The organism is Nocardia yunnanensis (genome assembly GCF_003626895.1).
In the GTDB taxonomy this organism is placed as follows: Bacteria; Actinomycetota; Actinomycetes; order Mycobacteriales; family Mycobacteriaceae; genus Nocardia; species Nocardia yunnanensis.
In genome coordinates this window covers 1,513,327-1,533,878 of sequence record NZ_CP032568.1, presented here as the reverse complement: position 1 = coordinate 1,533,878, position 20,552 = coordinate 1,513,327, and the positions used below count along the sequence as shown (strand labels likewise).

Sequence of the window (20,552 nt, the reverse complement as noted above, 5' to 3'; positions counted from 1 at the left end):
CCACCTTCCGCTGCATATAGGACCAGAACAGTCCTACATCATTCCTAGCCTGGTCTCATGAACAGCACAGCCATCCGCCCGTTCCGTATCGCCGTCCCGCAGTCCGAACTGGACGACCTCCACGACCGCCTGGCCCGCACCCGCTGGTCGGCGCAATTGCCCGGCGAGGGCCGGGAGCGCGGCGTGCCGGTCGCCTATCTGCGCGAGCTGGCTGAGTATTGGCGTAACGAATTCGACTGGCGCGCTGTGGAATCCGAACTCAATACCTTCCCGCAGTTCATGACCGAGATCGACGGCCTGGACGTGCATTTCCTGCACGTCCGCTCGGACAACCCGGACGCGCTGCCGCTGATCCTCACCCACGGCTGGCCGAACAGCTTCGTCGAGTTCACCAAAACCATTCCGCTGCTGACCCGGGATTTCCACGTGGTGATCCCATCGGTGCCAGGCTTCGGGTTCTCCGAGGCTCCTCGCGAACCGGGCATGAAGCCGAAGCGGGTCGCCCGCATGTGGGCCGAGCTCATGGCCCGGCTCGGCTACGACCGCTATGGCGTCCAGGGCGGCGATCTGGGCGCGTACGCGGTGCAGGAGATGGCCATCGCCGACCCCGAACACATTGTCGGCGTGCACATCGACGGCGGCATCGGCCTGCCCACCGAGGAAGATGTTCCGTCCATGACGCCCGAGGAGCTCGCCGAATGGGAGCTCATGCAGAAGTGGCAGTCCGGGGTGAACCATCATGTGCTGCTGCGCCAGGCGCCCCAGACCTTCGCCCACGCTTGGACCGATTCACCGGTGGGCCTGCTGGCGTGGCTGGTGCACAAGTTCGCTGAATTCTCGCCGCTGGCAAGCCATCTCGAAGATGCCGTCGACCGCGATCATCTGCTGACCAATGTCGCCGTGTACTGGTTCACCAACACCGCGGCCACATCCTCCTGGCCCATGTACAACGGGCTCGGCGACGACGGCTTCACCTGGCCCGCGGGCCAGAAGCTGGTCCCGGTGGGCGTCTACGCGGGCGGTTCCCCGCTCATGCGCCGCCTGGCCGACCGGGACAACACCATCGTGCACTGGCCGGAGGGCAATACCGGCAACCATTTTCTGGCCATGGACGTGCCGCAAGCCCACGCGGCCGATATCCAGGTCTTCTTCGCCAAGGTCCGCAATTCTTGACCGATCAGTCTCGAAAACGGTAGCGTGCTCGCCATGGCCAGGACCAAGGAGTTCGATCCCGACACCGTGCTGCGGCGCGCTCTCGAATTGTTCTGGGAGCACGGCTACGAGGCGACATCGATGGCGGATCTGGTTGAGCACCTTGGGATTGCCAAGGCGAGCCTCTACGGCACCTTCGGCGGTAAGCGAGAGCTGTTCCTGCGGGCGCTGCAGCGGTACCTGGAGATCACCGATCCGGTGATCATGGCGGAGCTGTCGCAACCCGGTCCGGTGCTGCCCGCGGTCCGCGGGCTGGTGGCACGGTTCATCAGCGAAGCCTCAAGTCCTGATTCGTATCTGGGGTGCATGGTGGTGAACAGCGCTGTCGAGATGGCGCGCAAGGACGAGGCGGTGGCGCGGCTGGTGGAGTCCAGCTGGGCACATCTCGAGACGACGCTCACCGCGGCCCTGCTACGCGCCCGCGCGCAAGGCGAATTGTCCCCGGAATCCGATCCGCGCGCACTTGCCCGGTTTGTACTGGTCTTCTTCCAGGGCGTGCGCGTCCTCGAACGCACGCCGGGTTCCGCTGCGCGCCTGCGGGATGCGTCGAAGATCGTCGTATCCATGCTCGCCTGAACGGATTTGCGATCCATCCCCAACCATCCCCACCGCCTCAATTCAAGACTGAACGTTCTACAAAGGAGTTGCTGTCTCTCATGAGCACCCGTTTCGACGAAAAAGTTGTGCTGATCACCGGCGGCGCGGGCGCCATCGCGGGCGCGACCGCGCAGGCCTTCGCCGACCGCGGCGCCACCGTGGTGCTCGCCGGCCGTGATGCCGACGCACTGGCCCGCGCGGCCGCCGGCATCCGGACCGACGGCGGCAAGGCCGACTGGGTGCGCGCCGACGTCACCGCCGCCGACCAGGTGGAAGCCATGATCGGCGAGGTCGTGCGCCGCCACGGCGGCCTGCACGTGGCATTCAACAATGCCGGAATCCTCGGCACCCCGGCCCCGGTCGGGGACCTGCCCGACAGCGACTGGCAGCGCGTTCTCGACGTGAACCTGACCGGCGTCTTCCTGTCCATGAAGCACGAAATCGCCCATATGCGCGCCCAGGGCGGCGGTGCGATCGTGAATATGGCCTCGAATATCGGCGCGCACGGTCGCCGCCCGGGATCGGCCGCGTATGCCGCGTCCAAAGCGGCCGTCAGCGCCTTGACGCAGACCGCCGCCCGCGACCATATCGGCGACGGTATTCGCATCAATGCCGTCAGCCCGGGCGCGACGGATACCCCGATGTCTTTCCGCCCCGGCGAAACTCGCGATGACCGCGACGCCCGTGTGGCCTCCGCGATTCCGCTCGGCCGGGTCGGCGATCCGGCGGAGATCGCGGCCGCCGTGGTGTGGCTCGCCTCGCCGGAATCGAGTTTCGTCATCGGGCACGATCTCGTCATCGACGGCGGCGCCACCGCCTGATCCCTCACAACGAGACCGCCTGGGCCGGGGAACTTTCAATAGCAAAATGGCAGTGGGTTGTTGAACCACCAGACATGCGCCTGTCATCTGCGCTGACTAATCTGCTGAGAATTCGCAGTTCGCGGTATTAGGAGCAGTCGATGAGGGACACACTGCCTTCCAAGAATCAGGTCCTTCAGGCGTGCCGGGGGTCCGATGCGCCCAGGCATCCACTACTACGCGCGGCACACGATCTGACCGCTCTACACGAGCGGGTGCTGGCCGCCGAGCCGGACGAACTCGCCCAACTCGACACGCTCCGAACGAATTTGGTGCAGCAGATCGACCGCTGGGTCACCGGGCAGCTGCCGCCATCACACGGCGCGGCCCGCGTGCACACCGAGACCCTCGGCGCCGTCATCGACCGGCTGGCCCGCCTCACCGCGGCGGCCTATGCCGCGCTCGCCCGCGAATCCGGCCGGGAACTCACCGTTGCCTGGGAGCACCTGGCCGAATTGGCGGTCGGCTACGAGGATTTGGCGTCGGAAGTGACGACCGGTCGCCGCCGGCTACCCGGTACCCACTGACATCCGGTCGGCGACCGCACTTCGCAATGCGGCCTTGTCGGATTCGTCGAGCCAGCACCCGTCCACCGCCGTACGGGTGAAGGCCAGTAATTGTTCGGTGTCATAACCGAGCGCCTCGTGCAGGATACGGAAATCGTTGGTGGGGTCGGTGCCGAACATCGGCGGATCGTCGGAGTCGATGGTCACCCGTAAACCGGCCTCGACCATGGCCGCGATCTTCTCGTGTTTGCCATTGCCCGACCCGGAGTAGCGGCCGATATCGGAACTGACCGGCGTGCAGGTGAATACGATTCCAGCGTCCAGGCAGCGGGCTGTCATATCGGGGTCGTCCACCACGTGATAGCCGTGATCGACGCGCGTGCAACCGAGCACATCGAGCAGAATCGCGAGATTGCCCGGCGGCCCGGATTCCGAATGCGCGGTGCGCCGCAACCCCGCCCGGCCCGCGCGGGCGAACGCCTCGTGGAAAAGCCCGGGCGGGCCGTGGATCTCGGCATAGTCCAGCCCGATGCCGACCACCTCGTCGCACCGGTGCGCGATCACCTGCTCCACCAGGTCGAAGGCCGCGGCGGGCGTGTCCTCACGGTTGATCGCCATGATGATCCGGCTGTCGATTCCGGTGTCCGCCTTGGCTTCCCGCATGCCCGCTCGCACGCCGTCCAGGATTGTCCGATAGGCGACGCCCGGATGCGACGGCGGGCTGACGAAGATCTCCCGGTACAGCACGCCATGCTCCGCGCCCAGCGTCGTCAGCGATTCGTAGGTGGTGCGCCGGAAGTCGTCGGCGTCGCGCATCACCCGGCCGACCAGGTCGTAGACGCGCAGGAACTCGTCGAGGTCCTCGTGGCTGTCGATGTCGTAGAGGTCGTGCGCGCCCCGGCCGTCCGGCGCCGGAACGCCGTGTTTGCGCGCCAGCTCCAGCACCGTGCCCGGCAGGACGGAACCGGTGAGGTGACAGTGCAGGCTGACCTTCGGCAGCGTCGCGAACGGGATGCTCATCCGCGCTCTCCCCGCTGTGCCGCCAGCACCCGCGCCGCCTCGCGGGGCGCGTTCGTATTCGGTTGCAGGTAGCGCGAACCGGCGAGTTTGACCCGCAGATGTTCGGCCACGCTCACCGGCTCGTACTTGCTGCCCTCGCCGATGCAGGACGGCAGCGTGGAGATGACGGCATCGGCATTGCCGTCGCAGAAGTAGGCCGCACTGCGCCGCCGCGCGATGGTGCCGTTGACCACCGGCGGTTTCACGCGGTGCAGCGTGGACAGCCAGCGTTCATTGGTCCAGCGCGCCATGAGATCTCCGAGATTGACCAGCAGCGCGCCGTCCGCGGGCGCGACATCGTGCCAGCCGCCGTCCGCCCCGAGCACCTGCAATCCGGCGACCTGATCGGCCCACAGCACGGTGAGGATGCCGTAGTCGGTGTGCTCGCCCATGCCGGTGAGTTCGCCGTCGAGGTCCACCGTGCCCGGCGGCAGCGCGTAGTTGTTCATGCGCAGGACATCCTGCGAATGGTCGATGAACGGGTCGAAGTATCCGGCCGGCAGCTCCAGCGCCTGCGCGAAGGCGGTCGCCAGAGTCCGTGCGACGCGTCCGGCTTCGGCGAAATAGGCCGAGACGGCAGGCCGGAAGTCCGGAACCTCCTGCGGCCAGACGTTTTCGGCGTAATCGATGATCGACAGTTCCAGCCTGGGATGCGCCGACGCCGCGACGCCGATATTGAACGCCTCGAAGAAGTCGTTCATCCGCGACGCCTGCTCGACTCCCAAGCTCAAGCTCAGGCTCTCGCTCTTGGGCGGCGAGTAGCCCCGATTGATCGGCGGCGGCACCCGGTATCGCTTCTTCACCTCGAGGTCGAGACCGAAGAATCCGTCCTGCGCCGCGGCGAAGTCGTCCAGAATCGGCTGCGGGACACCGTGTCCCACGATCTGCATGAACCCTACGGTCGAGGCGGCCGCGTCGATGGCGCGGGCCGTGGCGGCGCGGGCGTCCGGCTCGCCGTCGGTGACGAAGGCGGTGAGGTCGATGATCGGAACTTCGAATGTCATGCGCGCTGCACATGCGGCCGCACAGTCCGCTCGAGGTCATCGAGTACGTGGTGGAGCCGGGCCAGTTCATAGGCGGCTGGTTCGAATCCAAGGGCGTGACGGGGGTGTACGTGGTGTCCGGCGAACTCGAGGTCGAGCTGGTCGGCGTCGGCCGAATCCGTTTGGGGCCCCGCGATTTCGTCGACTATCCCTCGACCATCCGGGACCGCTGGCATCTGGTCGACGACCGGCCGGCCCATGTGCTGCTGGTCATCGCGCAACCGCAGTGAAGCAGCGGAACCGGGGCTACGGTTTCTGGGCGGCGTACCAGTCCAGCAGTGCGGGGTTGTCCACGGCGGTGGGCGCCACCACGGTGGCGAGGTCCGCGCCCTGGAACAGTTTCTTGATCGGCACTTCCAGCTTCTTGCCCGTGCGGGTGTGCGGAATGCCCGGGGCCTCGATGATCTCGTCGGGGACGTGCTTCGGCGAGACCTCGGTGCGAATGGTGGCGTTGATCCGCTGCTTCAGTTCGCCGGTGAGCGTGACGTCCGGGGCCAGGGTGACGAAAAGCGGCATCCAGTACGCCCCTTCGGGCAATTCGACGCCGATGACCAGCGCCTCGGCGATCTCCGGCAACGCCTCGACGGCCTGGTAGATGTCCGCGCTGCCCATGCGAATGCCCTGGCGGTTGAGGGTGGAATCGGAGCGGCCGTGCACGATGACGCTGCCGTGCTCGGTGAGGGTGATCCAGTCGCCGTGCCGCCACACGCCGGGGAACATCTCGAAATACGCGTCACGGTAACGGGATCCGTCCGGATCGTTCCAGAACGCCACCGGCATGGACGGCATGGGCTCGGTGATGACGAGTTCACCGACCTCGCCGCGCACGGGTTTGCCCTGCTCGTCCCAAGCATCCAGCGCCACACCGAGATACGGGGCGGACAACTCGCCGGGCCATACCGGCCGGGTGCGCACGCCGCCGATGAAGGCCGACACCACATCGGTGCCGCCGCTGATCGAGGCGACCGGCACGCCGACATTGTCGCGCAGCCACAGCGACGACGACGGCGGCAGCGCGGAGCCGGTGATCCCGACCAGCCGCAGTGCGGACAGATCGTGGTCGGCGCGCGGCACGGATCCGGCCTTGGCGCAGGCCAGCACATAGCCGGGACTGGTGCCCAGCACGGTGGTGCCGGTCCGGGATGCCAACTGCCACAGCGCATCCGTGGCCGGCGCGGACGGGCTGCCGTCGTAGCAGACGATGGTCGCGCCCACCAGCAGACCGGCGACCTGGAAGTTCCACATCATCCAGCTCGGGCTGGTGTACCAGAAGAAGGTGTCGGACTCGCCGATATCCGATTGGAGAGCAACGGCTTTGAGATGCTCGAGCAGGACGCCGCCGTGCCCGTGCACAATGCCCTTGGGCTTGCCGGTGGTGCCCGAGGAGTAGAGCACCCAGATCGGATGCGCGAAATCGACTGCCGCGGTGGGCAGGTCGAGATCCTCGTCGCCGGGGTCGACCGTCTGCCACGTCAGCGCGTCCGGCACGATCGCGCCGATCCGGGGGACGACGACGGTCGCCCGCAGCGAGGGCAGCCCAGCCCGCAGTGCCGCGATGTCCGCGGTCTTGTCGTGCACCTTCCCGCCGAACCGGTAGCCGTCGGCGGCGACCAGCACCGTGGGTTCCAGCTGCCCCAACCGGTCCAGCGCCGCCTGTGCGGAATAGTCCTGCCCGCAGGCACTCCAGACCGCGCCCAGCGACGCCGTGGCGAGGAAGGCGATGACCGCCTCGGCGATATTGGGCAGATAGCCGGCGACCCGGTCCCCCGCTTCGACGCCTTGTTCACGCAGTGTGCGGGCGAAGGCCGCGGCGGTGGCGATCAGTGTGGCCCAAGAGATTTCGGTGATCTCGCCGGTCTCGTCGGCGGACAGGATGGCGGGCCGGTCGTCGCGGACCTGCCGGATCACCTGGTCGACATAGTTCAGCGTGGTACCCGGAAACCATTGCGCGCCCGGCATTTCGGTGGAGCCCAGGACGTCGCCGGAGCGCTCGCCGAGGTCGAAATAGTCCCAGATCGCGCCCCAGAAGCCCGGCAGGTCGTCCACCGACCATCGCCACAGCGCCTGGTAGTCGGGCAGTTTCAGCCCCGTGCGCTGTTCTGCGAACAGCGCGAAGCTGGTCACCTGCGCCTCGGCGATATCGGCGTCGCCGGGCACCCACTGTGGTTGCACCGCAATTCCTCCTACGACGCGAATCCCGCGCTGCCGGCGGTGACCGCCCGCTGCACGATTCGCTCGGCATGCCGGATGACCGGCATGTCCACCATCCGTCCCTCGAAGGTGAAGACACCCCGATGGTTCGGGGCCTCCGCCAATACCCGGCGCGCCCAGTCGACTTCGGTGGCCGCGGGCGCGTAGGCGGTGCGGATCACCGGCACCTGGCTGGGATGGATGGCCACCTTGGCGTCGAAGCCGATGGCGACCGCGTCCTGCGACTCCGCGGCCAGCCCGTCGAGATCCTTGATGTCGAGGTACACCGAGTCCAGCGCGAACTTCCCGTACGCCTTGGCGGCCAGCAGCGATTGCGAGCGCACGTGCCGTGCCACATCGCGGTAGCCGCCGTCGGCGTGCCGCGAGGAGTTGCCGCCGAGCGCGGCCACCAGGTCCTCCGCGCCCCACATGACGCCGATGGCATTGCGCACCATGACCGCCCGGCCGACCGCCAGCGCGCCCAGCGGCGACTCGACGAGCGCGATCACCTCGTAGTCGGTCAGGCGCGTGATCTGTTCGGCCGATTCGCATTTGGGCAGCATGATGCGCCGATACTCGGTGCGCACCAGCGCGTCCAGGTCGAGCATGTGCTCGAGCGTGCCGGCCGCGTTCACCCGGATCACCGTGCGTTCGGGATCGAGCGGGTGGGCGATCAGCGCCTCGCGGGCGGCCGCCTTGTCGGCCTCCGCGACGCCGTCCTCGAGGTCGATGATGACCACGTCGGCCGCGTCGAGTGCCTTGGCGTAGCGCTCCGGGCGGTCGGCGGGGCAGAAAAGCCAAGCGGGACCGGGCATTTCCCAGCTCATTCGGGTTTCTTCCTCACCAGAGTTTTGCGGGCGGCGGTGGCGACGATGTCACCGTGCTGATTGCGCCCGGTGTGCGCGAAGGTCACGATGCCCTCGCCCGGGCGGCTCTTGGATTCTCGCAGGTCGGTGACCTCGGTTTCGGCGTACAGGGTATCGCCGTGGAAAAGCGGTTTGGGGAAGGCGATTTCGGAGAAGCCCAGATTCGCGACGATGGTGCCCTGGGTGAGCTGCGCGACCGACAGGCCGACCAGGGTGGACAGCGTGAACATGGAGTTCACCAGCCGCTGATGAAACGGCGGCAGGGCGTCGGCGAACGCCGCGTCCAGGTGCAGCGCCTGGGTGTTCATGGTCAGCGTCGTGAACAGCACATTGTCGGCCTCGGTGATGGTGCGGCCGGGCCGGTGCTCGTAGAGCACACCGACCTCGAATTCGTCGAACCACAAGCCGCGCTGGACCACCCGTTTCTGGGTCACAGGCCGAGCTCCCGCCCGATCAGCATCAACTGCACCTCCGTGGTGCCCTCACCGATTTCCAGGATCTTGCTGTCGCGATAGTGCCGGGCCACAGCATATTCGTTCATGAAGCCGTAGCCGCCGAAGATCTGCGTGGCGTCGCGGGCATTGTCCATGGCGGCCTCGCTGGCGACCAGTTTGGCGATGGCGGCCTGCTTCTTGAACGGTTTGCCCGACAGCATGAGCGCGGCCGCGTCGTAGTAGGCGGTTCGGGCCATGTGGGCGCGCGCCTCCATGCGGGCGATCTTGAAGGCGATGGCCTGATTGCTGCCGATGGCGCGGCCGAACGCCTCGCGCTCCTTGGCGTAGCGCACGCTCTCGTCCACACAGCCCTGGGCCGCGCCGACCGACAGGGCCGCGATGGCGATGCGGCCCTCGTCGAGAATGCGCAGGAAGTTGGCGTAGCCGCGGCCGCGTTCGCCGAGCAGGTTCTCCGCGGGCACCCGGACGTCGTCGAAGGACAGCGGGTGGGTGTCGGAGGCGTTCCAGCCGACCTTGTTGTACGCGGGTTCGGCTCGGAATCCGGGCGTTTCGGTCGGCACGATGATCGTGGAGATCTCCTTCTTGCCGTCCACGCCGCCGGTCACCGCGGTCACCGTCACCAGGCGGGTGATGTCGGTGCCCGAGTTGGTGATGAACTGCTTGGAACCGTTGATGATCCAGGTGTCGCCGTCGAGCACCGCGGTGGTGCGGGTGCCGCCCGCGTCGCTGCCCGCACCGGGCTCGGTGAGGCCGAACGCGCCCAGCGCGCGACCCGACGCCAGCAGCGGCAGCCACTCCGCCTTCTGCTTGTCGTTGCCGAAGCGGTAGATGGGCATGGCGCCCAGCGAGACACCGGCTTCCAGGGTGATGGCCACGCTCTGGTCGACCTTGCCGAGTTCCTCGAGCGCCAGGCACAGCGCGAAGTAATCGCCGCCCATGCCGCCGAACTCCTCCGGGAACGGCAGGCCGAACAGGCCCATATCGGCCATGCCCGCCACCACCTCGTAGGGGAAGCTGTGCTCGGCGTCGTGCTCGGCGGCGACCGGGGCGACCACCTGGTTGGCGAAGTCGCGGACGGTGAGCGCGAGGTCGCGGTATTCGTCGGGCAGGGTTCCGGTGGACAGGAATTCGGTCATGACGGGGTGTTCTCCTCGGCGGGGGTGTCCTGGGCGACGATGCGGGCCAGCGGCTGTTCGAGTGTCACCTGCGTGCCGGGGCCGACCAGCAGTTCGACGCGGCCGGCGACGGGGGCGGTGAGGGTGTGTTCCATTTTCATGGCCTCGACGATCACGATCGGCGCGCCCGCGGCGACGAGATCGCCGTCGGCGGCGGGGGTGGCGATGACGGAACCCGGCATGGGACTGACGATTTCGGCGTCGCCGACGTGTGCGTCACCGGCGCGGAGGTCGGCCTCGGCGACTGCGCGCAGCTGGGCGGTGCCGGTGCGGTCGGCCACCCAGATCTGGCCGGGGCCGGTGGCGACGCGGAAGCGGGTGCGCAGGCCGTCGAGGGCGAGGACGAGGGTCTCGCCCTCGGATTCGGCGGTCAGGGCCCGCTTTTCGCCGTCCTCGAGCCAGACGGTGGCTGCTTGCGGGGTGCCCGCGAGGTACACGTGGGCGGTGCGGTCGCCGCCGAAGCGCGAGTCTACGGAGCGGAGGCGGATGCCGACGGGCACGTGCTCGCCCACACGCCAGCCGGTGGGCTGCTGCCAGGGGTCGGCGGGCGCGGCGGACCAGCGGTCCAGCCAGATGCGCGCGGCGGCGGCGATGAACTGCTCGTCGGTGACCTCGGCGGGGCGGAAGTCCACGGAGCGGCGGTCGAGCAGGCCCGTATCCAGTTGTCCCGCCCGCACATCCGGATCGGCGAGCAGGAAGCGCGCGAAATCAGTGTTGGTGCGGACGCCGAGGATCTGCGTATCCCGCAGGGCCGCATCGAGTCTGGCGATCGCGGTGGCGCGGTCGGGGGCGTAGGCGATCACCTTGGAAAGCATCGGGTCGTAGTCGGAACCGACGACGGTGCCCGCCCGCAGCCCCGAATCCACCCGCACGCCAGGGCCTTCCGGCTCCGACAGCGCCAGCACTTCGCCGCCGGTGGGCAGGAAGTCGCGGCCCGGGTCCTCGGCGTAGACGCGCGCCTCGATGGCGTGGCCGGTGAGGCGAATGTCCTCCTGCGCGACCGCCAGTTTCTGACCGGCGGCGACGCGCACCTGACACTCCACCAGGTCCACGCCGGTGACCAGTTCGGTCACCGGGTGTTCCACCTGGAGGCGGGTGTTCATCTCCATGAAGAAGAACTCGTCGGGGCGGTCGGCGGACACGATGAACTCGACGGTGCCCGCGCCCACGTAGTCGACACTGCGCGCGGTATTGCAGGCGGCCGCGCCGATGCGGGCCCGGGTGTGGGCGTCCAGCAGCGGCGACGGGGCCTCCTCGATCACCTTCTGGTGGCGGCGTTGCAGGCTGCATTCGCGTTCGCCCAGGTGCAGGACGTGGCCGAACTGGTCGGCCAGGATCTGCACCTCGATGTGGCGGGGGCGGGTGACGAAGCGTTCCAGGAACAGGGTGTCGTCGCCGAACGCGGCGGCGGCCTCGCGGCGGGCGCTGACCAGGGCGGCGGGCAGATCGGCCGGGTCCTCGACGCGGCGCATGCCCTTGCCGCCGCCGCCGGCCGAGGGCTTGACCAGGACCGGGTAGCCGACTTCGGTTGCGGCCTCGATCAATTCGGCGTCGGTGAGACCGGGACGGGCGATGCCGGGGACCACCGGGACGCCGTACTCGGCGACCGCGTTCTTGGCGGTGATCTTGTCGCCCATGACTTCGATGGCGCGCGCGGACGGGCCGAGGAAGGCGATACCGGCGGCTTCGAGGGCGGCGGCGAAGGCCGAATTCTCCGACAGGAAGCCGTATCCCGGGTGCACGGCCTGTGCGCCCGAGCGCACGGCGGCGGCCACCACCTTGTCGATGTTCAGGTACGAGTCGCGGGCGGCGGCGGGGCCCAGCCGGACGGCGGTGTCGGCCTCGCGCACGTGGCGGGCATCGGCATCGGCGTCGCTGTAGACGGCTACCGAGCGAATTCCCATGGCGCGCAACGTACGGATGACTCGTACCGCGATCTCGCCGCGGTTGGCGACGAGGATCGTGTCGAATGCGACGGGTTGAGCTTTGCCGAAGGCGGGCCTGGTCATTGTGTTCATCATGGTCATCACATCCGGAAGACGCCGTAGGAGACGGGCTCGAGCGGGGCCTGCGCGCAGACCGAAAGGGCCAGGCCGACAATCGTTCTGGTGTCGGCCGGGTCGATGACGCCATCGTCCCAGAGGCGGGCGGTCGAGTAGTAGGGATTGCCCTGGGCCTCGTACTGCGCGCGGATCGGGGCCTTGAACGCCTCGAGGTCCTGCTCGCTTTGCGCTCCACCTCCCTGCGCTTCTCCGCGTACGGTCGCCAGCACCGATGCGGCCTGCTCGCCGCCCATCACCGAGATTCTGGCGTTCGGCCACATCCACAGGAAGCGTGGCGAATACGCGCGCCCGCACATGGAGTAGTTGCCCGCGCCGTAGGAGCCGCCGATGACGACGGTCAGCTTCGGCACCCGCGCGCATGCCACGGCTGTCACCATCTTCGCGCCGTGCTTGGCGATGCCGCCGGCCTCGTAGTCGCGACCGACCATGAAGCCGGTGATGTTCTGCAGGAACAGCAGCGGGATCTGGCGCTTGTCGCACAGTTCGATGAAATGTGCGCCCTTCATGGCGGATTCGGCGAACAGGACGCCATTGTTGGCGACGATGCCGACCGGGTGGCCGTGGATGCGGGCGAAGCCGGTGACGAGGGTCTTGCCGTATTCGGCCTTGAATTCCTGGAATTCGCCGCCGTCGACGAGGCGGGTGATGACCTCGCGCACGTCGTAGGGGGTGCGCAGGTCCACCGGGACGACGTCGTAGAGCTCGTCCTGCGGGGCGATGGGGTCCACGGTGGGCGCGACATCCCACGGGGTCGGGGTCTTCGGGCCCAGCGTGGCGATGATGTTGCGCACGATGCGCAGGGCGTCCTGATCGCTCTCGGCGAGGTGGTCGGTGACACCCGAAGTGCGCGAATGCAAGTCGCCGCCACCGAGTTCCTCGGCGGTCACCACCTCGCCGGTGGCGGCCTTCACCAGCGGCGGGCCGCCCAGGAAGATGGTGCCCTGGTTGCGCACGATGACGGTCTCGTCGCTCATGGCGGGGACGTACGCGCCGCCGGCGGTGCAGGAGCCCAGGACCGCGGAGATCTGCGCGATGCCCTTGGCGGACATGGTCGCCTGGTTGTAGAAGATACGGCCGAAGTGCTCGCGGTCGGGGAAGACCTCGTCCTGGCGCGGGAGGTACGCGCCGCCGGAGTCGACCAGGTAGACGCAGGGCAGATTGTTCTGCAGCGCGACTTCCTGTGCGCGCAAATGCTTCTTGACCGTCATCGGGTAGTAGGTGCCGCCCTTGACCGTCGCGTCGTTGGCGATGATCACGCACTCGCGCCCCGAGACCCGGCCGATGCCGCCGATGACGCCCGCGCCCGGGCATTCGTCGTCGTACATGCCGTTGGCCGCCAGCGGCGACAACTCCAGGAACGGGCTGCCGGTGTCGAGCAGCTGGTCCACCCGCTGGCGCGGCAACAGCTTCCCCCGCGCCAGGTGCCGTTCCCGGCTCTTCTCCGGCCCGCCCAGCGCGGCGCCCGCCAGCCGCTCCCGCAGCTCGCCGACCAGCGCCAGGTGCGCGTCCCGGTTCTCCGTACGCGTGCCCGCGGCTAGCGTCATCCGCTCCGCCTCCCGGTTCGGTTAGTCACCAATAACTGGAAAATAAGATAATCTTCACTAACTGAGTTGTCCAGCACCGACGAAGGGAGCCCCGGTGAACAGTGCGGAAACCGTCGCGCCCACCCGGCGCGAACAACTCAAAGCCCAGCGTCGCCAGCAGTTGCTCGAGGCCGGCGCGCGGCTCATCGCCGATCGCGGATTCCTCGGGATGCGCCTGGACGACCTCGGAGCCGCCGCCGGGATCAGCGGGCCGGCCGTGTACCGGCACTTCCCCAACAAAGAGGCGCTGCTGGTCGAATTGCTGGTCGGGATCAGTCAGCGACTACTCGACGGCGGCCGCGCGGTCGCCAAGGCGGCGACCACACCCGCAGCGGCTCTGGAAGGCCTCGTAGATTTCCACCTGGACTTCGCCCTGGGCGAGCCCGAACTGATTCGCATCCAAGACCGAGACCTGGAAAACCTCCCCGACTCCGCCCGCCGCCAAGTCCGCCGCACCCAGCGCCAATACGTCGAAGTCTGGGTCGAGGTGCTGCGCGCCCTCCACCCCAACCTCCCCGAGCAGACCGCCCGCGTACAGGCCCACGCCACCTTCGGCCTCATCAACTCCACCCCCCACAGCGCCCCCACCAGCCCCACCCGCGCCCGCCCCATCCTCCGTCGAATGGCACTGACCGCCCTGACCTGATCCGCGGCGGCGTGGAGGTCGGCGGCGGGTCGACTGGTGCGGCTAGTCTTCGGCGTATGAGAGTCGCTGCGGCACAGTTCACTTGCGTTCCCAAGGATGTCCAGGCGAACCTCGGCCGGATGGTGCGGCTCGCCGAGCAGGCCGGCGACGACTCCGCGGAATTGATCGTATTTCCAGAGCTGGCGGTGACCGGATACGAGCTGGCCGCAACCGCAGCCGACGAGAGCCTCTGGCTCCGCCCCGACGACCCTCGCCTGGATCGGCTGCGCACCACCGGCATTGCGACCGTCGTGAACTGCGCCGCCTCTGCCCTCGACGGCCACCGCCCGGTCATCGCCACCTACGTCTACGACGCCGGCGGCGCTCTCCTCACCACCTACCACAAACAGCATTTGTTCGAAAACGAACAAGAGTTCTTCAGCCCCGCAGACAAAGACGGCCGCTTCGAACTGCAAGGCCTACGTTTCTCCCTCGCCACCTGCTTCGACAACCACTCCCCCGACCTGATCGCCCGCATCGCCGACGACGATTGTGACGTCCACCTGGCCAGCGCCCTGTACGGCACAGGCGCAGGCATCGCCGAACGAGCATCCCTCTATCCCGCGATCGCCCAACGAGCGAACGTCTATGTGGCCCTTGCCAATCACGTAGGCCCCGCCGGTCCAGTCACCGCCTGCGGCCGCGCCGCCCTCCGGAGCCCCGACGGAACCCTCCTGACAGAAGCCGACCCTCACACCCCCATGATCGCCACCGCCAACATCGCCGTATAGCCCCACCCAGCCCGAGGAGCCATGGCCACCATCCGCCACGAAGTCGCGATCAACGCTGCGCCCCAACACGTCTGGGATGTCGTCCGCGACATCGGCGCCGTCCACGAACGATTGCTACACGGCCGCGTAACCGACATCAGAATCGAAGGCAACCACCGCTTCTTGACCTTCCCCGACGGCCACGTCATCACCGAACTCATCATCTCCATCGACGACAACTCCCGCCGCCTCGCCTACTCCGTCACCTCCGGCGCCCGCCCCCCACTCGACTACCACCACGCATCCTTCGAAGTCCAAGGCCAAACCAATCCCGCACGCCTGATCTGGACCACCGACATCCTCCCCGACACCGCCGCCCCCGAAGTCCGCCTCCGCACCCACCACGGCATCGCCGAAATGAAGCAGGCAATCGAAGCCACCACCCCCTCCGGCTGGCTGGATGACACACGGACGTCGTACGACACCGTCGCGACTACCTATGCAGACCTCACCCGTCATCTCTTGGACGAGACACCCGAAGAGCGCGCGGCCTTGGCGTCGTTCGCCGAGATAGTACGTGCTCAGGGCGGCGGGCTCGTTGCGGATGTGGGTTGCGGGGCAGGGCGGATCACCGCCCACCTACGGCAACTGGATGTGGACGCATTCGGGATCGACCTGTCGCCCGGAATGATCGAAGTGGCTCGCCGCGATCATCCCGGCGTCCGGTTCGAAGTCGGCTCCATGACGAACCTCGCTCGCACAGACGGCTCGATCGCTGGTCTGGTCGCGTGGTATTCGCTGATCCATATCCCCGATGACGAGATCAGTTCCGTGTTCGACCAGTTCGCGCGAGTGCTTCGTCCAGGAGGACCGCTGCTGCTCGGTTTCCATGTTGGAGACGATTCGCAATTGAAGACCCCGGGCTACGGTGGCCACGCGATGCAGCTTCATGTCTATCGTCGCCAACACAGCCGAATGCGCGCGTGGCTCGACGATGCGGGCTTCGTCGTCGAGGCCGACAGAACCGTAACGTCGGCCGAGAGCCCGCTCGGCGGAATCATCCTCGCGCGCCACAACATCACCGACCGAATCACTTCTTTGGCGGCTCGAATGCCCGGCCAAGCTCCCTAGCCTGGTAGCTGGGTGTGCTACCCGCGCGATTTAGTTGGGGAAAGCCATGTCGGCGATATCGCGGGCGTACAGGTGCGCGAGTTCGACGCCGGTAAATCGAGAGGCTCCCGGCCGATGCCGTTCCGGGGGCACCTGTGGGACGGCCTCGGGACATTTGGGGCGGTGCCCTCGCCTGCCGCATCACCACTCATCCACCCGAAGCGTCGACCGCGCAGGGCACGGTACTGGGATCGACTGCTTCGCCCGGCACCCAGCGGTCGGGATCATCCTCTGGCCCAGGGGATCCAGCCTGGTTTGTCGTCGACCCAGATGTCGGGCCGCGCGATCTCGCCGCGGCTGACGCGCAACCAGAGCCCCGCGTGTGCGCAGTCATGATGTCGACACATGGTTACCGTGTCCGCGGCCTCGATCGTCGGGTGCGGCCAGCGCCATTCCATCGGCACCGGACCGCTTCCAGCGACGATGGTCGGTGTCCATGTCTCGATCATCGGCAGTGGCCAGCCTGGCCAGCGGCCGACCAACACCACCGGCGGCGGCACGTAGTACGGACCGCGTATGCGCCACCGCTGCAACAGGTCGTAGGGGACGCCTGTTTCGACCGCGAATCGACGCAGTCCGAGAAAGCAGTGCACGCCGACATCGTTCACCCCGCGTGGTGGGGACGTCGGCAGCAGTGCCGCGGTCACCGGGCTCTCGTTTCGGCTGGCGCATCGGGTGGAATGATCCACCGTGCGTACGTTGCCTCGGGTTCAACTGTGATCACGTCGACCACGCGGACCAGGACGTCAGGAACGACCCCGCCCAGATGCGCCAAGCTCGGCACTACCACGGCGTCGGCGTTCACGCTGCGGACGGCATTGATCAACCGTTGTATCGGGTCGTCGGTGTGCTCGCTGAATGCGATGGTTTTCGGCACCGAGTACCCGAAACGTTTTGCCAGGCTTCGGGTTTGTACCTCGTCCCAGGGTTGGCGCGCACCAGAGACATCGGTACGCAAATACGGGATGGCGGTTGGCGCGTCGAACACGGTCACCACCGCCCCACGGGTGTATCGGTGCGTTCGCGTTCGGCGGCGAGGCGAGCCTCGATATCGGCGACGCGCAGCCCGGCGCGATGCTGACTCGAACAGCCTGTGCGGCTGGCGGATAGGACTGCCGCAAGCATCACCGCGGCCACGAGCGTGAGTGCGAAAAGGAAATCCATGTCCGTGCGCCTTCCGGTCCGCGGCAATATGGTGAGCGCCCGGCGCCGGGGATCGAGACATCGGCCGGCGGGGGGCCGCCGCAGTCAGTCGATGCCGAATACCCATGGCACCGGGCATTTCCAAGCATCGTCCAGCGGCGAACGCGATCCCAGCCACGGAGCTGATACGGAGGTCGTACGCTTCTCCTACGGACCGTTGCGAGGAGCGGCAGGGGGTCACCGAATGATCGTCGGGACATGGACTCGGACGCACGTCCGGACGCTGCGCAAAACCGCTCTCCGCATGACGCAAGAAGAGCTGGCCGAGGTTCTCGGGTTCAAGCTCGAGACCATTCAGAAGTGGGAACAGCGAGCAACGGCCGAGCGCCCCGTGATCGGCCAGTCCGCTGCGGCGCTCGACACCCTTCTCGCCAGCCTCGACCCGGCAGGGATGGCGCGATTCGAGGTCGCTCTTGCCGACGCAGGGCTGATCAATAGCGTTGATGGGGAGGCACTGTCGGAGTTCGAACGTCTCGAAACGGGTACGTCCGAAGGCGCTGAACACGGACCAGAAGAGGACGACGATATGAAAAGGCGACAACTGTTCGTTGCGGGGACGGTGGCCGGACTGACCATCCTCGCTCCACCGCGTCGGGCTGCCCGCATCGGAATGCCCGAGGCTCAACGCTTGTCGAAGCGGGTGGGCAATTTCGTCACGACCGAGCAGACGGTTGGCGGCGGGGCGCTTGCCCAGTTGGCGCGAGCCGACCTCGAGAACGCGAAGGCCGCGCTGACGACCTGCGAGATCGACAGTGCCGTGGCACCGCTGTTCGCCTCCGCCGCAGGGAATATGGCTGTTACCGCCGGATGGCTGTATTACGACAACGACGACCAACTCGACGCTCGAGATTGCTACCGCGACGCCATGGCCTTGGCCAACGAAACCGGCGACGACGAGTTAGCCGCTCATACCTGTCTGAACGTCGCCCTCCAGATCACTACCCAAGCCCGCCGCGGCGCGGCGCACCCGACTTCGGCCTTGCGGTCGATCTCCAGGGCTGCGGACCTCACGAGGCGGCAGTCCTCCGGCCGCATTCATGCACTCATCGCCTCGAGGCAGGCGACCGCGTACGCATGTCTCGGCGACCGGTCGGCCTTCGCTCGCGCCGTGGCGACGGCATGGCGCGAGATGGATCTCGCATCCGATCACGAGCCGATCGAGGAATGCGCGGGCTGGCTGAAATTCCTGTGCCACAACGAGATTCGGTACCATGAAGCATGCGGATACGCCTACCTCGGCGAGGCATCTCGGGCGGCCGAACTGTTCGAACAAGTTGCCGCCGAACGCACCGGACAGCGCAATGCCGCGAACTACCGCGCTTGGCTCGCATCCTCTTTGGCGGAGGTCGGCAATATCGACGACGCGGTATCGGTGGCCGCGGACGTTCTCGACAACCTGGGCAGAGGAGTGTCATCCGGCCGAACGCTTCGCGTTCTCGAACCCGTACGCGCAGCCGCTGTCAAACCCCGCCACCTCGAGTTCCAGCAACGATACGATCGGTTCGCTACCCCTGACTAGGCAGGAACGTATGGCGGAAATGGTTGTCCTCCAGTCATTTTCCGGAAACCAGACACGTACGATCCGCGACACGATCGCGGATGTGCAGGCGCGCGGCTATGTTGACGCCATCGCCACCGGAAACCCCTTCGAATCCACCGAAGCGTTCATGGAGCGATTCGAGGTCTACTCGACCATCGCAGGATTTTCGATGGTGCTCGCAACCCTCGACGGGTTCCCCGTCGGGCAAGCGTTCGGCTGGCCGTTGGATGCTGACACGACATGGTGGGCCGGGCTCGTACTCGACCCCGGACAGCCATCCCTGGAGGAGTTCACCGCCGAGGACGGAACAAAGACGTTCGCGCTCAGTGAGCTCATGGTCGACAAGAAACACACCGGCCGCGGCATCGCCGGTGTTCTGTACCGCGGGCTGCTCGCCGGCAGGGCCGAACAGCGCGTGACGTGGCTGGTGAACCCGGCCAACCACAACGCTTATGCCATCTACAGGCACTGGGGCGCGCGCCGCGTCGGCACCCTCCAGCCTGCCTGGCAGGGTGCGCCACGGTTCCACGTTCTGATCGCCGATCCACGCCCCTGATCGAAACGCCACGAGGGCCGCTCGGGGCGGCCCTCTCGCTCGTATGAATCCGCTTTACGTACAACGGCGTTCGTATCGGTCGGCGACCCGGTATGCGGCAGATCGGCGCGTCGCCAGGTCAGGTCGGATGGGCGCATCGTTGGCCTGATCTCGCACAGCGCCAGGGGAACTGGTCGAGATCGGTTGGTTGAGCGCCGTTTGTGCGAGCTGAGGCCAAATTCGGAACTCGGCATGTGCTCGCTATCGAATCGGGGGGTACTGACATGTGGTCCGATGGCATCCGGTCAAGGGTGCGGACGGCGGTTAGGGGGTGGTTGCTCGGGTTTGGAGGGCGGTTAGGCGGGAGGTGAATTCGGGGGTGGTGAGGGAGGTTAGTTGGGGGGTTAGTTCGGTGGTGACGGCTTCGGCGTGGGTGGGGAGGGTGCGGGTGGCGCGCATGGTGCGTTTGGTGGTGATGAGGAGGTCTCGGGGGATATCGGCTGTGGCGGTGGCGAATTCGATGGCCGCAGAAATCAGGGTGGGGTGGTCGCCTTCGATGAGGCGGTGGACGAGGCCGGATTTTTCGGCGGCGCGGGCGTCGAGGACTTCGTTGAAGAGGGTCATGGCGGCTGCTTGTTGGGGGCCGACGGCGCGTTGGATCATCCAGGTCATGCCGCCGCCGGGGTGGATGCCGAGTTTGAGGAAGCGGGCGTCGAAGCGAGCCTTGGGGTTCGCGAAGCGGATGTCGGCGGCCAGGGCGAGGTTGAGGCCGGCGCCTACGGCTTGGCCGCCGACGGCGGCGATGGTCGGGAGCTTGCAGCGGGCTACCGCGAGGAAGCCCTCGTAGATGCCGCGCAGACCTTCTTCCCGCGCCTCGCCGAGGGTGGTCAGGTCGGCGCCCGCGCAGAATGCCGGGGGCGTGCCGGTGACCACCAGGGCGTGCACCGATTCGTCGGCTTCGGCGTCGGCGACCGCGTCCGCCAGATCGGCGGAAAGGTCCAGGGTCAACGCGTTTCGCTTGTCGGGGTCGTGCACCGTCACGAGCGCCACCGCATTCCGGCGCTCCACCTTGATCTCCGCCATGGGCCAAGATGGTAACC

The 20,552-nt window shown here is 67.3% G+C and carries 22 protein-coding genes; 10 read left to right on the top strand and 12 right to left on the bottom strand.

Annotated features, from left to right (window positions below; genetic code table 11):
- Positions 1–57 precede the first annotated feature (57 nt).
- From D7D52_RS07185 to D7D52_RS07170, 4 genes are all read left to right on the top strand, one after another.
- Positions 58–1,173, top strand: a complete 1,116-nt coding sequence (locus D7D52_RS07185; protein ID WP_120735604.1) for an epoxide hydrolase family protein — start codon at positions 58–60, stop codon at positions 1,171–1,173.
- 33 nt (positions 1,174–1,206) lie between these two features.
- Positions 1,207–1,788: a TetR/AcrR family transcriptional regulator gene (locus tag D7D52_RS07180; RefSeq protein WP_120743883.1), complete on the top strand. Its 582-nt coding sequence runs from the start codon at positions 1,207–1,209 to the stop codon at positions 1,786–1,788.
- An 80-nt stretch (positions 1,789–1,868) separates the two neighbouring features.
- Positions 1,869–2,630, top strand: a complete 762-nt coding sequence (locus D7D52_RS07175) for an SDR family NAD(P)-dependent oxidoreductase (RefSeq protein WP_120735603.1) — start codon at positions 1,869–1,871, stop codon at positions 2,628–2,630.
- 140 nt (positions 2,631–2,770) lie between these two features.
- Entirely contained in the window at positions 2,771–3,196 is a 426-nt protein-coding gene (locus tag D7D52_RS07170; protein ID WP_120735602.1) for a DUF4254 domain-containing protein, read from the top strand.
- Here D7D52_RS07170 and add read toward each other — a convergent pair.
- Together add and D7D52_RS07160 are read right to left on the bottom strand one after the other, a co-directional pair.
- Complete coding sequence (gene add / locus D7D52_RS07165; RefSeq protein WP_120735601.1) at positions 3,179–4,195, bottom strand: adenosine deaminase; 1,017 nt, start codon at positions 4,193–4,195, stop codon at positions 3,179–3,181. The two genes, D7D52_RS07170 and add, sit on opposite strands and share 18 nt — an antisense overlap.
- Complete coding sequence (locus tag D7D52_RS07160) at positions 4,192–5,238, bottom strand: isopenicillin N synthase family dioxygenase (RefSeq protein ID WP_120735600.1); 1,047 nt, start codon at positions 5,236–5,238, stop codon at positions 4,192–4,194. Before D7D52_RS07160 ends, add begins: the two co-directional genes overlap by 4 nt.
- Between D7D52_RS07160 and D7D52_RS07155 the strand changes: the two genes are divergently transcribed.
- On the top strand, positions 5,232–5,507 hold the full coding sequence (locus D7D52_RS07155; RefSeq protein WP_120735599.1) for a cupin domain-containing protein: 276 nt from the start codon (positions 5,232–5,234) through the stop codon (positions 5,505–5,507). The genes D7D52_RS07160 and D7D52_RS07155 overlap by 7 nt on opposite strands.
- 16 nt (positions 5,508–5,523) lie before the next feature.
- On the opposite strand, the gene D7D52_RS07150 is transcribed toward D7D52_RS07155, so the two are convergent.
- Genes D7D52_RS07150 through D7D52_RS07125 form a run of 6 tightly spaced genes read right to left on the bottom strand, consistent with a single transcriptional unit; the run spans position 5,524 to position 13,570 of the window.
- Positions 5,524–7,449 carry an acetoacetate--CoA ligase gene (locus D7D52_RS07150; RefSeq protein WP_120735598.1) on the bottom strand — a complete coding sequence of 642 codons (1,926 nt, stop codon included), beginning with the start codon at positions 7,447–7,449 and terminating at the stop codon, positions 5,524–5,526.
- 11 nt (positions 7,450–7,460) lie between these two features.
- The gene (locus tag D7D52_RS07145) at positions 7,461–8,294 is read right to left on the bottom strand and encodes an HpcH/HpaI aldolase/citrate lyase family protein (protein ID WP_120735597.1); all 834 of its coding nucleotides are present in this window, start codon (positions 8,292–8,294) and stop codon (positions 7,461–7,463) included.
- Positions 8,291–8,767: a MaoC family dehydratase gene (locus tag D7D52_RS07140; RefSeq protein WP_120735596.1), complete on the bottom strand. Its 477-nt coding sequence runs from the start codon at positions 8,765–8,767 to the stop codon at positions 8,291–8,293. The genes D7D52_RS07145 and D7D52_RS07140 overlap by 4 nt, the downstream gene beginning before the upstream one ends.
- A complete protein-coding gene (locus tag D7D52_RS07135) occupies positions 8,764–9,924 on the bottom strand; it encodes an acyl-CoA dehydrogenase family protein (RefSeq protein WP_120735595.1) in 1,161 nt (386 codons plus the stop codon). The genes D7D52_RS07140 and D7D52_RS07135 overlap by 4 nt, the downstream gene beginning before the upstream one ends.
- Positions 9,921–11,972: an acetyl/propionyl/methylcrotonyl-CoA carboxylase subunit alpha gene (locus D7D52_RS07130; protein WP_120743882.1), complete on the bottom strand. Its 2,052-nt coding sequence runs from the start codon at positions 11,970–11,972 to the stop codon at positions 9,921–9,923. Before D7D52_RS07130 ends, D7D52_RS07135 begins: the two co-directional genes overlap by 4 nt.
- A gap of 17 nt (positions 11,973–11,989) precedes the next feature.
- Entirely contained in the window at positions 11,990–13,570 is a 1,581-nt protein-coding gene (locus D7D52_RS07125; protein WP_120735594.1) for a carboxyl transferase domain-containing protein, read from the bottom strand.
- Between the two features lie 94 nt (positions 13,571–13,664).
- On the opposite strand from D7D52_RS07125, the gene D7D52_RS07120 reads away from it, so the two are divergent.
- Genes D7D52_RS07120 through D7D52_RS07110 form a run of 3 tightly spaced genes read left to right on the top strand, consistent with a single transcriptional unit; the run spans position 13,665 to position 16,135 of the window.
- On the top strand, positions 13,665–14,255 hold the full coding sequence (locus D7D52_RS07120; protein WP_120735593.1) for an SACE_7040 family transcriptional regulator: 591 nt from the start codon (positions 13,665–13,667) through the stop codon (positions 14,253–14,255).
- A 56-nt stretch (positions 14,256–14,311) separates the two neighbouring features.
- Entirely contained in the window at positions 14,312–15,025 is a 714-nt protein-coding gene (locus D7D52_RS07115; protein WP_120735592.1) for a carbon-nitrogen hydrolase family protein, read from the top strand.
- A gap of 21 nt (positions 15,026–15,046) precedes the next feature.
- Complete coding sequence (locus tag D7D52_RS07110) at positions 15,047–16,135, top strand: methyltransferase domain-containing protein (protein ID WP_120735591.1); 1,089 nt, start codon at positions 15,047–15,049, stop codon at positions 16,133–16,135.
- A 263-nt stretch (positions 16,136–16,398) separates the two neighbouring features.
- Here the strand turns inward: D7D52_RS07110 and D7D52_RS07105 are convergent, their stop codons facing one another.
- The 3 genes from D7D52_RS07105 to D7D52_RS37600 are packed head-to-tail and all read right to left on the bottom strand — an operon-like array spanning position 16,399 to position 17,338.
- Entirely contained in the window at positions 16,399–16,821 is a 423-nt protein-coding gene (locus D7D52_RS07105) for a hypothetical protein (RefSeq protein ID WP_120735590.1), read from the bottom strand.
- Positions 16,818–17,168 carry a hypothetical protein gene (locus tag D7D52_RS07100; RefSeq protein WP_246023670.1) on the bottom strand — a complete coding sequence of 117 codons (351 nt, stop codon included), beginning with the start codon at positions 17,166–17,168 and terminating at the stop codon, positions 16,818–16,820. The genes D7D52_RS07105 and D7D52_RS07100 overlap by 4 nt, the downstream gene beginning before the upstream one ends.
- Positions 17,165–17,338, bottom strand: a complete 174-nt coding sequence (locus D7D52_RS37600; RefSeq protein ID WP_162958193.1) for a hypothetical protein — start codon at positions 17,336–17,338, stop codon at positions 17,165–17,167. Before D7D52_RS37600 ends, D7D52_RS07100 begins: the two co-directional genes overlap by 4 nt.
- 283 nt (positions 17,339–17,621) lie before the next feature.
- On the opposite strand from D7D52_RS37600, the gene D7D52_RS07095 reads away from it, so the two are divergent.
- Together D7D52_RS07095 and D7D52_RS07090 are read left to right on the top strand one after the other, a co-directional pair.
- The gene (locus D7D52_RS07095; protein WP_162958192.1) at positions 17,622–18,896 is read left to right on the top strand and encodes an NsdA family TPR-like regulatory protein; all 1,275 of its coding nucleotides are present in this window, start codon (positions 17,622–17,624) and stop codon (positions 18,894–18,896) included.
- A gap of 10 nt (positions 18,897–18,906) precedes the next feature.
- On the top strand, positions 18,907–19,473 hold the full coding sequence (locus tag D7D52_RS07090; RefSeq protein ID WP_246023669.1) for a GNAT family N-acetyltransferase: 567 nt from the start codon (positions 18,907–18,909) through the stop codon (positions 19,471–19,473).
- 303 nt (positions 19,474–19,776) lie between these two features.
- On the opposite strand, the gene D7D52_RS07085 is transcribed toward D7D52_RS07090, so the two are convergent.
- Positions 19,777–20,535: an enoyl-CoA hydratase gene (locus D7D52_RS07085; RefSeq protein ID WP_120735588.1), complete on the bottom strand. Its 759-nt coding sequence runs from the start codon at positions 20,533–20,535 to the stop codon at positions 19,777–19,779.
- Positions 20,536–20,552 lie beyond the last annotated feature (17 nt).